The following is a 12,961-nucleotide window of genomic DNA, read 5'->3' on the forward strand; positions in this document are numbered from 1 at the left end:
TCCTTGGTTTGTGTGAAGCGGCGATGTGTTCGTCGTTTCGATGATTAAGAGATAGGCCTTTCAATCGGCTGCGCATAGCCAGCGTTTGGTTCACGCATTGTATCCTAATTGGTAGACAATGAACCCTTGAAACCAGAAGATTGTTTTATAGGCAGCTATTTATTCAAGTATATGTGAACAGTATGAGGCGGAAAAGTGGCCGCTTTCGTCACTGTGCGGACGGCGCGGTATGGCTTGAAACCACAAACCAGTCAGGCTTTTGCGTAAGAATATGCGATGCGGCGGCATCTGCTCTCTGCTGGTCTTTAAAGATAGCAAAGCACGTTGCGCCGGATCCAGACATTTGCGCAAAAAGCGCACCGCTTGCGCGCAAGAGATCAAGCTTGACGTTGATGTGCGGGGCAATGGATAGCGCTGCGGGCAGAAGGTCGTTGCGCGTCGAGCCGAGATAAGCGCAGATATTTTCGACGTTGCTGTGAGCAGGTGCGGGAAGAGGGGCATTGTCTCGCTTTGTCAACGCACGGAAGACATCTGGCGTTGCAATGGCCGTCCCGTCATTGACAAGCAGCATGGAGAGCGATGGCATTTGAGGGGCTTCGGTTAGTTGCTCGCCGATGCCCCGCGCAACAAGTGGAGCACCATAAGCTGCGCCATGCAGGCACATGGGCAAATCAGCGCCAAGCTTCAGACCAAATTCTGCTAGCGTGTTGTGATCAAGACCAAGCCGCCAGATTTCGTTGAGTGCCAGAAGTGTTGCTGCCGCGTCGCTTGAGCCACCGCCGATGCCTGAGGCAACTGGCAGGTTCTTTTCAAGGTGGATGGCAATGGGTGAAAGTTTGCGACCCGTATGCGCTCTTAAAGCATCGCGCGCTTTGATAACCAGATTGCCACTATCAAGCGGGATGCCCTCAGCAAAACGTCCGTCAATGGTGAAATTGTCTTCGTCGGATTCCCGAACGGTGATGCGATCACCGAAATTGGCAAAGACCACCAGCATATCGAGCAGGTGATAACCATCGTCTCTGCGCCCCGTCACATGGAGCGCGAGATTAATCTTGGCCGGAGCAGTGTAGCGAACCGTTTGCGCGGCCTGTGCTTTATTATGCATTTTAAAGGTAAATCAGGATTAGTCTTTTTTGACGTAATATTCGCCGGTCTTTGGGTCCTGCACCAAAGTGCCATGCGCACGGTTCTGGGCTTCTTTTTCTGCCCGACGCACGCGCTGGGTTACGCGAACCGCTTCGCGCTTGAACGAACGATAGCCGTACCAAGCGGCAGCGAGTATCAGCAGCAGAAAGATAAGCTGGGGCATGGCCTCTAGTCCTCAGGCTGTCATACGATCCCGAAATGCCTTTTCGGGATCACGCAGGGAAACTTCGTTGCAAGAAGCATAACACTAATTTTTAGGATTATGCATCATATCATGGTGAAATGGTGAATTTCAAAGACCATATCGCGCCCAAAGCGCTTTTTCTTCAGCAACAGAGAGAAGACCGTCGCCGAGATTAGCCGCAATCGATGCCGGATCAATGCCGCCAAGCGCAATTTCAACGCCGGGTGCTTTGCGTCCGAGCAGTCCGCGCTTTGGTTCGATGAGCTTGAGTTTCACCTTGTCGCCATAGGTTTTGCGCAGGAAGCTGCGCATATCGCCAAGCCCGTCAACGAGACCGAGTTCTTTGCCCTTGGTGCCTGTCCAGAACATGCCGGTAAACAGATCGTCATTGTCTGCCAGCTTGCTGCTACGACGCTCCTTGACCATGTCGATGAAGGTCGCATGAATTTCAAGCTGAAGCGATTTGAGGCGCTCAATATCGGCTTCTTTTTCAGGCTGAAACGGGTCAAGTACGGCTTTGTTTTGGCCAGCAGTGTAAACGCGGCGCTCGACGCCGATTTTCTTGAGCAGTTCCGGGAAGCCAAATGAGGCGGAAACAACGCCGATAGAGCCGACAATTGACGACGGATCGGCAATAATTTCATCACCCGCAAGCGCGATCATGTAGCCGCCGGATGCGGCTGCATCTTCAACAAACACGAAAACACGCTTCTGGTGTTCGTCTGCAAGGTCACGAATGCGGCGATATATCAGGCGCGATTGCACGGGCGAGCCGCCGGGCGAATTGATCGAAATGGCAACGGCTGGCGTTTCTTTGTCGCCAAAGGCTTTTTCCAGCACGCCGGAAGCGCTTGCGAGCGAAAGCGATGGGCGCAGCGAGGAGCCGCCGCTCATGATTGCGCCATGCAGACGCACAACAGGAATCTCAATTTCTTTTTTGCGAAAACGGCGCGGAATGAAACGGCACAAAATCCCGGACAAATTAAACTCCAACTTCAAAACTTATGTTGGAGCGAATGTAGGAAGCAAATGTGCAAACACAAAGAGAAATGCCCGGAATTTCGTTCCGGGCATTGAATATTTGTTATTTTTTTGGCTTTGCCAACATTCTAAGCAGCATGTAACCACATATTGCGGAAAGTGCAGAACCAGTGAGAACGCCGATTTTCGTCTCCGCCTGCAACAATTCTGACGGGTAAGACAAAAGCCCGATGAAGATACTCATGGTAAAGCCGATACCGCACAGGATCGCGACGCCATAAAGTTGCCCCCAGCTTGCGCCCATCGGCTTCTGTGCAAAACCCGCTTTAATCGCCAGCCATGCAGCGCCAAACACGCCAATTTGCTTGCCGACAAAAAGGCCGAGCATGATGCCGAGTGGCAGAGTGTCGAAGATGATGGACGGCGTCATGCCGGTAAAGGAAATGCCAGCATTGGCAAAGCCAAATACGGGCACGATCAAGAAGGCGACAGGCTTTGCAAGCGCGTGTTCCAGCGTATGCAGTGGTGAACTCATATCATCCGGCTTGGCCTTTGCAGGTTTCAGCGGGATCATGAGTGCAGCAACAACACCTGCGACGGTGGCGTGTACGCCTGAATTGAATACCAAAAACCACAACAGTGCCGCGCCGATAAGATAAGGCAGCAAGCGGGAAACACCCATACGGTTCATCGCAAACAGCACGGCTGCTGTTGCAAAAGCCGCGCCAAGATAAGGCATAGAAATTTCAGCGGTATAGAAGATCGCAATGATGATGACGGCTGCGAGGTCATCAAGGATCGCAAGCGTCGCCAGAAACACTTTCAGGCTCGACGGTACACGCGATCCAAGCAGCGATAAAACACCAAGCGCAAAAGCAATGTCGGTAGCCGACGGGACGGCCCAGCCGCGCACTTTTTCCGGGTCGCCATAGTTGAAGGCCACGAAAATCAGCGCAGGCACGATGACGCCACCGGCAGCGGCTATCCCTGGCAATATGCGATTGGGCCAGCTGGCCAACTGACCATCGAGAAACTCGCGTTTTATCTCAAGGCCTACAAGGAAAAAGAAGATCGCCATCAGCGCGTCATTGATCCAGTGCGATAGGCTGAGCGGACCAATATAAAAATGCAGGGCGTCGAAATAGGTTTTGGAGAAAGGTGAATTGGCAACAATCAGCGCTAATGCCGCTGCGGCCATAAGCACAATGCCACCCGCAGATTCGCTATCCAGAAAACGGCGCATGATGGAAACGGGGCGAGCTGGCTGCGGAGTTTTTGTCATTCTTCTTCTTTTCAGGTTTTTACCGGAGCGCCTACTTCATAGAGCATGAGGTTGCGATCCGTTATGCCGAGTTTTGGCCATTCAGAGCGCCAGTCCCCTATGTGGTCAGACAAGAAGTGTTTGTCCAGTGAAACCCGATCACGCCAGACCTCTTTTACATGAATGAGACTTGGTTGAAGTACATCCTGAGAATAAGTGTAATCGACGCAGCCATCTTCAGCACGGCTTGCTTCAATCATTTGCTGCATAATTGGCCGGGCTTCATCAATTTTTTCGGCAGGCAGGCGAATGGTTCCAATGATCAGAAGCATGTCTTCATTTTTCCAGATTCTATTGTTAGCTGATTTCTGAGAGCCACGGAATCAGCGCTTTGGCTTCCCGCATGGCCTCGCTTGGGTCATTGTAAAGTCCCGAAGCGTAAGTCGTACCCCAATAGGTATAGGGACCGAGTTCCGGCACGTCATCGAGAAATTCCTGGGTTTCCTCAAAGGAATAAAGTCCATTGCCATGGTCAAAAAGTTCGAATCGAGCCTTTGCATCGGCACGATCCATCGCTTGCAAACATTTTTTCACGAGCTGTCCCTAAAGCAATGACGTCTGGCCATTGCTGATTGCTGTGGCACGTTGCGTGAATTCATTGCCCGCATCGCCATGCAGAACTAGCGCTGGCATAAGAGATAGACCGGCACGACTGCCGCGAATGCCCGTAATCACAATGCGGATGGCGGCTGCATCAGGGCGCGGCAGGATCGGAATGATCTTCAATCCGCCAAATCGCCGGTTCAACGCTTCTAGTATCGGCGCAAGCGAAGCAGGGCGCGCAATAATCGAGACGCTTCCGCCGGGACGAAGCAGAGCCGATGCCGTGCGCAACCATTGGTCAAACATTCCCTCGGGCATAACATGCGCTTCCGCTTTCACAGGATCGGGCGTTGCACGGTCACTCGCTTCATTGAACGGCGGATTCATGATGACGTAATCGAAGCTGTTATCGATCAGTCCTGCTTCGGTGCGTGCTTTTCCGGTGAGCGCAACATCAGCTTCCAGAATATCAATGCGATCACGCAGGGCAGCATTCAGTGGATGGTTCACGCTTTTGTGCGCAAAGCCGAGCATAAAGCCAGAGCGTTCTATAAGTGTCACGCGTGCATCTTTACACCGCGCCGCAACCGCCAGACCCGCAGCGCCCGCGCCGCTTCCAAGATCGGCGAGACGGCCTTTGAAGTCATTCGGCACACTGCTTGCGAGAATCATTGCGTCCACGCCAGAGCGATGGCCTTTCATCGCAGGTTGCACGAGATGAAATGCGCCGCGATGAAACACATCCAGCGTTTCTTCTATTTGTTCAGGCACTTTATTTGCCATGTTCTTTGAGTTCATGCTCCAGACCGGCATCAATTAGGTAGCGTCTGGCTTCATCCAGTCTGTCTTCTTCAACCAGAAAACGTCTCGGTATTATGCCGAGTGAACCTTCAAGAATGCTCATATTGGTATCAGCGATGAAATAGATGATGCCAGCTTCTTTCATCAGAGCTTCAGCAACTGACAGCAAAACGGAATCATTTGTGCGCATAAGTTCGATCATTTCGACACTCTGTATTCAATAGACCGCATTGACAACTGCCTCCTTCAATGGTGAACAGGCTCTGAATAAAAAAGCTTGGGCGTTGCAGGGGCTGTGAGGCACCTTGAGCGTTCTGATCCACGCACATAGTGTGGTCAGCAGCTAGGAGTAACGGCATTGGGTGTGGTTTTGAATCTTGACGGGAATACGAAGCGGGAAGGATCGGTTCAGCCTCTGGTCGATCTGACAAAGGCTGATATGGGTCGTGTAAACGAGCTGATCCTGTCTCGTGCCGGCTCCGATGTTGAGATGATCCCGGAAGTGGCAAACCACCTGATTTCATCCGGTGGCAAGCGCCTTCGCCCGATGATGACGCTCGCAAGTGCGCGTATGTTTGGCTATGAAGGCGAAGGCCATGTACGCCTCGCTACTGCCGTCGAATTTATGCACACAGCAACGCTTCTTCATGATGATGTGGTTGATGAAAGCGATCTGCGTCGCGGCAAAAGCACAGCACGCATGATCTGGGGAAATCAGGCAAGCGTTCTGGTTGGCGACTTCCTGCTCGGTCAGGCTTTCAAGATGATGGTCGATGTCGGCTCGCTTGATGCGCTGGATGTACTTGCAACCTCTGCTTCGGTGATTGCCGAAGGTGAAGTGATGCAGCTCGCTGCGGCTAAGAACATGGAAACCACTGAAGACGAATATCTGGCAGTGATCAAAGCTAAGACCGCCGCGCTGTTTTCTGCTGCTGCGGAAGTTGGCCCGATCATCGCAGATGCAAAGCCCTCTGATCGTGCGGCTCTTCGTGATTATGGTCTTTACCTCGGCCTCGCATTCCAGCTTGTCGACGATGCGCTTGATTATGGTGGCTCTGCCGCTGATCTGGGCAAGAACACCGGCGATGATTTCCGCGAAGGCAAGATCACACTGCCGGTTATCCTGAGCTATCGTCATGGCTCGGATGATGAGCGTGCTTTCTGGAAGCATGCCATCGAAGAAGGTGCGAGTGATGACGCTTCGCTCGAAAAAGCCATTGGCCTGATGCTGAAGCATGGCGCTATTGCTGAAACTGTTCAGCGCGCACGCGACTTTGGTGAAATGGCCCGCGATGCTTTGGCGCCGCTGAATGCGTCCCCTGAAAAGGATGCGCTGATTGAAGTCATCGACTTCTGCATCAGCCGGGTGAACTGATTTGCTGCATAGCTAATTGAATAGAATAAAAGAAAAGCATCCATCACGGATGCTTTTTTCTAGCATGTCGCCCGAAAGTGGAAACCGGTTTCGGGTTGACGACATGCTGATAAAGAATAACAAGAAAAGCATCCATCACGGATGCTTTTCTTGCGCTTGGACCCCAAAAAGGCCATGCTTGAGGCTCCTCTAAACAGAGGGTGCTTATACGGAATCGGAAAGAGGACTGAGCTTTATGCGGCAGGGATCTAAACGTCGTCCGCTTTACGGATTGCTTTTTCTGGCTTTGGCTGGAGTGGCGATGCCGTTCAATGCGGCAATGGCTAAAACAAGTATAGATCCGGCTCCACAAGTCCGCGCGGGTTCCTTTGCAGGCGCTTATCTTGCTGCGCTTACCGCTGAATCCGACAACAATATTTCCGCAGCCGTCGATTTTTATCGTCAGGCTATGGCTTTTGATCCGAGCAATGATCTTATCAAGCAAAATCTTCTACTCGCATTGCTGACCGAAGGTCGTTTCAAAGAAGCATTGCCAATTGCCGAAGAACTGAAAGATCAGCCAGAGATTGAACGCTTTTCTCGCGTTGCGCTGGCGATTGATGCTCTTTCGAAAAAACAATATCGCAAAACTGAGCCGTTGCTGATGCTATCGGTGAAGTCCGACATGGACGAACTCGCGACTAATCTTATTAGCGCATGGGTGAAAGTCGGGCAGGGAAATGCACAGGAAGCGCTTTCCGATGTCGTCAATATCAAAGGGCCGGAATGGTACAACCTGTTTCGCATCTATAATGCGGCGATGATTGCCGATGTTGCTGGTCTGAGAACAGATGCGCGCAACTACTACCAGCAGGCTGTTGATGATCGTCAGGGTGGTGCTGCTGCTCCTGATACCTATGAACGCGTTGTCATGTCATATGCTTCGTTCAAGCTGCGTCGCGGCGACAGGGCAGGGGCGATCAAGCTTCTCAAGGATGCTGAAGAGCTTTTGAATGGCCGTATAACGATCACTGCACTGCGTGAGAAACTCGAAAACGGTGAGAGACATCGCCGTTTGGTTAACAACGCGCAGCAGGGCGTCGGCGAAGTGCTTTATACGCTTGGCACTGCGATCAATCGCGGCGGGGCAGAAGCCTTTGCCAAGCTTTATCTGCAAATGTCGCTGCCACTACGCCCTGATAATGACGCAACGCTTTATCAGCTTGGTGATATTTCCGCCAAGCTGCGCCAACCAGAACAGGCCATTCGATATTATGCGCGCGTGCCGGAATGGTCGCCTTACAGGCGTGATGCGGAAATGCAGCGTGCGCTCAATCTCGCTGAAAACGAAAAGACTGGCGATGCAATCGGACAGCTCAAAACGTTGCTAAAGCGCGACAAGACAGATATCCGCACTTATCTCGCATTGGGCGGCGTCTATGCGCAGGACAAGAATTTTGCCGATGCTGCGAAAATCTATGATGCGGCTGTTGAGCAGATTGAAAAGCCAGAGCGCAAGGATTGGCCGGTTTTCTATCAGCGCGGCATCGCGCATGAGCGGCTGAAGGAATGGGATCAGGCGGAGCCGAATTTCCGTAAGGCGCTGGAGCTTTATCCGGATCAGCCACAGGTTCTCAATTATCTTGGCTATTCGTGGGTTGATCGTGGTGAAAACCTTGATGAAGCGCTCGGCATGATCAAGAAGGCGGTCGATCTGCGCCCACAAGATGGCTATATCGTCGATTCGCTTGGCTGGGCTTATTACAAGCTGGGCCGTTATCCGGAAGCCGTCGTTGAGCTTGAAAAGGCCGTAAAGCTTCGCCCCGAAGACCCGACCATTAACGATCACCTTGGCGATGCCTACTGGCGGACGGGTCGTCAGCTGGAAGCGACGTTCCAATGGAACCATGCCATTGCTGGCAAGCCTGAGCCAGAAGAACTGGTCAAGATCGAAGAGAAGCTGAAAAAGGGTCTGGCGCCGGATCCTAATCCTTCTGAAGCGTCAGTTCAGGATAAGAACCTGACCCCGGCAAAAGCCCCTGAAAGCAAAACCGAATAGTTTTTAAGCCCGGAAGTCTCATCGATTTCCGGGCTTTCTATTTGTCGATGTTTGCTTGCGAGCGTTCAGCGATCAAATGTCATGCTTGACCGTGGCAGGCGGACAAATTAGACCGGGCCAATCATTTCAATAACAAGGCCTGACCCTGTGTCCAGTACGTTGCCAGCACATATGCACCCCACCCGTTCCTTTCAGGGTCTGATCCTGACGCTCCATAATTATTGGGCGGAACACGGTTGCGCTATTTTGCAGCCTTACGACATGGAAGTCGGGGCGGGTACGTTCCACCCGGCAACCACATTGCGTTCGCTTGGGCCAAAGCCTTGGAAAGCTGCCTATGTGCAGCCATCGCGCCGTCCAAAAGATGGCCGCTATGGTGAAAATCCAAACCGCTTGCAGCATTATTATCAGTATCAGGTGATCATCAAGCCATCGCCGCCGAACCTTCAGGATCTTTATCTGGGTTCGCTGCGCGCCATCGGTCTTGATCCGACGCTGCATGATGTGCGCTTTGTGGAAGACGACTGGGAAAGCCCGACGCTTGGCGCTTGGGGCCTTGGCTGGGAGTGCTGGTGCGATGGCATGGAAGTGTCGCAGTTCACTTATTTCCAGCAGGTTTGTGGCATTGAATGTTCGCCGGTTGCGGGTGAGTTGACCTATGGTCTTGAACGCCTCGCCATGTATGTCCAGGGCGTGGACAATGTCTATGACCTTAACTTCAATGGTCTCGAAGGCGATGAAAAACTCACCTATGGCGATGTTTTCCTGCAAGCCGAGCAGGAATATTCCCGTTACAATTTTGAAATGGCCAATACCGAAATCCTGTATCAGCATTTTATCGATGCAGAGCGCGAATGCGAGGCCATTTTGAAGGCGGGCAGCACGGGCGAAGGCTCGCTGCATAAGTGTGTATTTCCGGCCTATGACCAGTGCATCAAGGCATCTCACGTTTTCAACCTGATGGATGCGCGTGGCGTGATCTCGGTGACTGAACGCCAGAGCTATATTCTGCGCGTGCGCAATCTCGCGCGTCAGTGCGGCGAAGCGTTCCTTTTGACGGATGCCGGTGGTTTTAATCTCAAGCGTGAGGGCGAGTAATTATTATGCCTGATTTATTGCTCGAACTGTTTTCTGAAGAAATCCCGGCACGTATGCAGCGCAAGGCTGCCGGTGATCTCAAGAAGATGATCACCGATGGTCTGGTGGAAGCTGGTCTCACCTATGAGGCAACCACTGCCTATTGGACCCCGCGTCGTTTGACGCTCGATATTCGTGGACTGACTGTGCGCTCAAAAGACGTCCATGAAGACGTCAAGGGTCCGTCAGTTACCGCACCTGACCAGGCAATTGCAGGCTTTCTGCGCAAGGCTGGTCTCTCGGATGTTTCTCAGGCGCATGTGCATTCCGATCCAAAGAAGGGTGATTTCTACGTTGCCCATCTGACAAAGCCGGGCCGTGCTGCAGAAGAAATCATCGCCGAACTCGTGCCGCAGACAATCCGTAATTTCCCATGGCCAAAGTCCATGCGCTGGGGTGCGGCTTCCAATAAGCCGGGTGCGCTACGCTGGGTGCGTCCGCTACAATCGATCCTCTGCACGTTTGGACCTGAAACCGAAGAAACCGTTGTGGTAGAGTTCGACGTTGACGGTATCAAGTCGGGCAATGTCACCTATGGTCATCGATTCCTAAGCGATGGTCAGGCGATCAAAGTGCGCCGTTTTGAGGATTACGTCGATAAGCTTGAAAAGGCCTTCGTTGTTCTGGATGCGGAGCGTCGCAAGGAAATTATCTCGCAGGATGCGCATAATCTCGCTTTCGCATCCGGTTTGGAGCTGGTCGAAGACGCGGGCCTTCTTGAAGAAGTTTCGGGTCTGGTCGAATGGCCTGTGGTGCTAATGGGCGAGTTTGAGGAAGAGTTCCTCGCGATCCCGCCGGAAGTCATTCAGCTCACCATCCGCGTGAACCAGAAATGCTTTGTCACCCGCAAGCAGGGCGAAACGGAAGCGCTGTCGAACAAGTTCATTCTGGTGTCGAATATCGCAGCGCGCGATGGCGGCACGGAAATCGCTTATGGTAACGGCAAGGTCGTGCGCGCACGCCTGTCTGATGCGCTCTATTTCTGGCACACAGATCAGCATGATCTGCCTGATCTCGATAAGCTTGCGGCATCGGGTGAGAAGTTCGGCCTTGATCTCAAAAAGCCGCTCGATCAGCGCATGGCGCGCCTCGACGGCCTCAATGTGACCTTCCATGCTAAGCTCGGTACGCAAGGCGCACGCGTTGAGCGTATTCGTGAGCTTGCAAGTCAGATTGCGCCGCTGGTCGGTGCTGATCCAAAGCTTGCATCGCGCGCAGCAGTTCTGGCAAAAGCTGATCTGACCACGGAAGTTGTGGGAGAATTCCCTGAGCTTCAGGGTGCAATGGGCCGCAAATATGCGCTCCTTCAGGGGGAAAACGAATCCGTCGCAACGGCTCTCGAAGAACATTACAAGCCGCAGGGTCCGTCTGATTTCGTGCCGAAAAGCCCGGTTTCGGTTGCCGTTGCTCTGGCTGATAAGCTCGATACGCTGGTTGGCTTCTGGGCAATTGACGAAAAGCCAACCGGCTCGAAAGACCCGTTTGCACTGCGTCGTGCAGCACTGGGCGTGATCCGCCTGATTCTGTCGCAGGATTGGAAATTTCCGCTCTTGCCACTTCTGCGCTCGGCTTATGCGTCGCTTAAAGAAGGTCAGGTTCAGCGCAAGCTGCGCGAGTTTGAAACAAAGCTTCTGTCTGAAAAGTCGGGCGATGTGGACGGTGAACAGGACGTCGATAACGCACTGCGTAATCTTGAAACAAAGGCGCGTTCGGAAATCGAAGCCAATGCTGAACCATTGTTGGCTGATCTTCTGTCCTTCCTGCATGACCGCTTCAAGGTTCATCTGAAGGAAGAAGGCGCGCGCTATGACGCGATTGATGCGGTTCTGACATCGGATGCCGATAATCTTCTGCTGGTTGCCCGTCGTCTGGAAGCGTTGATCGTCTTCATCAATGAGGAAGACGGCAAGAATCTTTTGGCTGGTGCCAAGCGCGCCGCCAATATTTTGGCTGCGGAAGAAAAGAAGGGCACAGAGGTCGCGCAAAGCGTTGATGCTGCTCTGCTGAAGCTCGACGAGGAAAAGGCGCTCTATGCGGCTGTGACCCTCGCATCCACTGAAGCCGAAGAAGCCATTGCCCGCGAAGATTTCGGCGGTGCAATGCTGGCACTCGCCAAGCTGCGTGGTCCGGTCGATACATTCTTTGAGAGCGTATTGGTCAATGACGAGGACGAAAACGTCCGTGCCAATCGTTTGGCACTGCTTGAACAAATCCGCACTGCCACCAGTAAAGTGGCCGATTTCTCGAAAATCGCCGGATAAACACAAAAGGCTGCCTTCTAGGCGGCCTTTTTCATAACTCATTCCGATCTTGCATCAACTGCGCATAGGAGTCTCTTGCTCAGAAGCGACGCTTTGTGTAGCTAAAGCGCATCCTGAAAAGTGTGAAACGGTTTTCAGAAAAGATGCGCGTCTCTGACACGGCAGGAGAATGACCTTGGCCGATATTCTGGAATTCGATGAAAAAGCTGTCTCGCGCGCGGTAGAAGTACTCGCCCGCGGTGGCCTTGTCGCGATTCCGACTGAGACGGTCTATGGTCTTGCCGCTGACGCATCACATGGTGAAGGCGTGGCCGGTATTTTTGCCGCCAAAGGTCGCCCGCAGTTTAACCCGCTCATTGCCCATGTGAACAGCATAGCTATGGCCGAGCGTTATGTGACGTTTGATACCATTTCGCGCAGGCTCGCAGAGAGATTCTGGCCGGGACCACTCACAATTGTTCTGCCGCTCAAAGCAACGCAAGACACGCCGCGCCCGATTCATTCGCTGGTGACGGCGGGGCTTGATACGCTGGCCATCCGTATGCCAACCGGCCAAGTGCGGGATGTTATAAAACAACTCGACAGCCCTGTGGCAGCACCGAGCGCTAATACATCGGGCCGCATCAGCCCAACATCGGCCAAAGCCGTGGCCGATGATTTGGGCCGTAAGATCGACCTTATTCTTGATGCCGGTCCATGTGGCGTGGGTGTTGAATCGACAATCGTCAAAGTCGATGGCGAGCGCGTGCATCTGCTGCGCCCCGGTGGGCTGGCCGCAGAAGAGATTGAAGCGTTTCTTGGCGTGAAGCTTATCCGCGCTGAGCATAATGCAGCCATTCAAGCACCGGGCATGATGGAATCTCATTATGCACCGGATGCTGCAATGCGCCTTGATGTTAAGATTGTGGAGCCCGGCGAGGCGCTGCTGGCCTTTGGGTCGACACGCGTTGCAGGCGGCGATGAAGCTACCCAAATTCTCAATCTCAGCGAAAGCGGCGATTTGCGCGAAGCAGCAAGCAACCTGTTTGACTTCATGCGCAAGCTTGATGCGACGGGTGCCGTAACAATCGCTGTTGAACCCATTCCGTTTGATGGTCTCGGTGAGGCCATCAATGATCGTCTTAAACGTGCGGCGGCCCCGCGCTAGTTCCCCAAACATTCAAGAGAAGCA

General features: G+C 53.0%; 13 protein-coding genes. 5 read left to right on the forward strand and 8 right to left on the reverse strand.

The window, feature by feature from the left end:
* Window positions 1-208 precede the first annotated feature (208 nt).
* The 8 genes from WH356_RS00005 to WH356_RS00040 form a co-directional block, all read right to left on the reverse strand.
* Window positions 209-1,108 (reverse strand): 4-(cytidine 5'-diphospho)-2-C-methyl-D-erythritol kinase, encoded by a 900-nt coding sequence (locus WH356_RS00005; protein WP_339507936.1) that lies wholly within the window; start codon window positions 1,106-1,108, stop codon window positions 209-211.
* An 18-nt stretch (window positions 1,109-1,126) separates the two neighbouring features.
* Window positions 1,127-1,312, reverse strand: a complete 186-nt coding sequence (locus WH356_RS00010) for a hypothetical protein (RefSeq protein WP_007873680.1) — start codon at window positions 1,310-1,312, stop codon at window positions 1,127-1,129.
* A 129-nt stretch (window positions 1,313-1,441) separates the two neighbouring features.
* Window positions 1,442-2,314 carry a S49 family peptidase gene (locus WH356_RS00015; protein ID WP_339507937.1) on the reverse strand — a complete coding sequence of 291 codons (873 nt, stop codon included), beginning with the start codon at window positions 2,312-2,314 and terminating at the stop codon, window positions 1,442-1,444.
* A 103-nt stretch (window positions 2,315-2,417) separates the two neighbouring features.
* Window positions 2,418-3,596, reverse strand: a complete 1,179-nt coding sequence (nhaA, locus tag WH356_RS00020) for a Na+/H+ antiporter NhaA (RefSeq protein ID WP_339507938.1) — start codon at window positions 3,594-3,596, stop codon at window positions 2,418-2,420.
* Window positions 3,597-3,607: 11 nt separating this feature from the next.
* Window positions 3,608-3,907 carry a putative quinol monooxygenase gene (locus WH356_RS00025; protein WP_339507939.1) on the reverse strand — a complete coding sequence of 100 codons (300 nt, stop codon included), beginning with the start codon at window positions 3,905-3,907 and terminating at the stop codon, window positions 3,608-3,610.
* 25 nt (window positions 3,908-3,932) lie between these two features.
* The gene (locus WH356_RS00030; protein WP_339507941.1) at window positions 3,933-4,169 is read right to left on the reverse strand and encodes a hypothetical protein; all 237 of its coding nucleotides are present in this window, start codon (window positions 4,167-4,169) and stop codon (window positions 3,933-3,935) included.
* Between the two features lie 9 nt (window positions 4,170-4,178).
* Complete coding sequence (locus WH356_RS00035; RefSeq protein ID WP_339507943.1) at window positions 4,179-4,961, reverse strand: tRNA1(Val) (adenine(37)-N6)-methyltransferase; 783 nt, start codon at window positions 4,959-4,961, stop codon at window positions 4,179-4,181.
* Entirely contained in the window at window positions 4,951-5,181 is a 231-nt protein-coding gene (locus WH356_RS00040) for a putative signal transducing protein (protein ID WP_339507944.1), read from the reverse strand. Before WH356_RS00040 ends, WH356_RS00035 begins: the two co-directional genes overlap by 11 nt.
* A 156-nt stretch (window positions 5,182-5,337) precedes the next feature.
* Between WH356_RS00040 and WH356_RS00045 the strand changes: the two genes are divergently transcribed.
* From WH356_RS00045 to WH356_RS00065, 5 genes are all read left to right on the forward strand, one after another.
* Window positions 5,338-6,354 (forward strand): polyprenyl synthetase family protein, encoded by a 1,017-nt coding sequence (locus tag WH356_RS00045; protein WP_339507946.1) that lies wholly within the window; start codon window positions 5,338-5,340, stop codon window positions 6,352-6,354.
* Between the two features lie 235 nt (window positions 6,355-6,589).
* Window positions 6,590-8,392, forward strand: coding sequence for a tetratricopeptide repeat protein (locus tag WH356_RS00050; protein WP_339507948.1), 1,803 nt, complete (start codon window positions 6,590-6,592; stop codon window positions 8,390-8,392).
* A 171-nt stretch (window positions 8,393-8,563) separates the two neighbouring features.
* Window positions 8,564-9,490 (forward strand): glycine--tRNA ligase subunit alpha, encoded by a 927-nt coding sequence (locus tag WH356_RS00055; RefSeq protein WP_339508897.1) that lies wholly within the window; start codon window positions 8,564-8,566, stop codon window positions 9,488-9,490.
* 5 nt (window positions 9,491-9,495) lie between these two features.
* Window positions 9,496-11,790: a glycine--tRNA ligase subunit beta gene (gene glyS, locus WH356_RS00060; RefSeq protein WP_339507949.1), complete on the forward strand. Its 2,295-nt coding sequence runs from the start codon at window positions 9,496-9,498 to the stop codon at window positions 11,788-11,790.
* Between the two features lie 169 nt (window positions 11,791-11,959).
* Window positions 11,960-12,937, forward strand: a complete 978-nt coding sequence (locus WH356_RS00065; RefSeq protein ID WP_421565312.1) for an L-threonylcarbamoyladenylate synthase — start codon at window positions 11,960-11,962, stop codon at window positions 12,935-12,937.
* Window positions 12,938-12,961 lie beyond the last annotated feature (24 nt).

It is taken from the genome of Ochrobactrum sp. MYb379 (genome assembly GCF_037479515.1).
Classification (GTDB): domain Bacteria; phylum Pseudomonadota; class Alphaproteobacteria; order Rhizobiales; family Rhizobiaceae; genus Brucella.

Excerpts from the sequence above, each read along its gene's own strand:
- WH356_RS00025 (WP_339507939.1), bottom strand. The coding sequence starts at position 3,907 with ATGCTTCTGATCATTGGAACCATTCGCCTGCCTGCCGAAAAAATTGAT.
- WH356_RS00035 (WP_339507943.1), bottom strand. The coding sequence starts at position 4,961 with ATGGCAAATAAAGTGCCTGAACAAATAGAAGAAACGCTGGATGTGTTT.
- WH356_RS00010 (WP_007873680.1), bottom strand. The coding sequence starts at position 1,312 with ATGCCCCAGCTTATCTTTCTGCTGCTGATACTCGCTGCCGCTTGGTAC.
- WH356_RS00065 (WP_421565312.1), top strand. The coding sequence starts at position 11,960 with ATGACCTTGGCCGATATTCTGGAATTCGATGAAAAAGCTGTCTCGCGC.
- WH356_RS00055 (WP_339508897.1), top strand. The coding sequence starts at position 8,564 with ATGCACCCCACCCGTTCCTTTCAGGGTCTGATCCTGACGCTCCATAAT.
- nhaA (WP_339507938.1), bottom strand. The coding sequence starts at position 3,596 with ATGACAAAAACTCCGCAGCCAGCTCGCCCCGTTTCCATCATGCGCCGT.
- WH356_RS00040 (WP_339507944.1), bottom strand. The coding sequence starts at position 5,181 with ATGATCGAACTTATGCGCACAAATGATTCCGTTTTGCTGTCAGTTGCT.
- WH356_RS00050 (WP_339507948.1), top strand. The coding sequence starts at position 6,590 with ATGCGGCAGGGATCTAAACGTCGTCCGCTTTACGGATTGCTTTTTCTG.
- glyS (WP_339507949.1), top strand. The coding sequence starts at position 9,496 with ATGCCTGATTTATTGCTCGAACTGTTTTCTGAAGAAATCCCGGCACGT.
- WH356_RS00005 (WP_339507936.1), bottom strand. The coding sequence starts at position 1,108 with ATGCATAATAAAGCACAGGCCGCGCAAACGGTTCGCTACACTGCTCCG.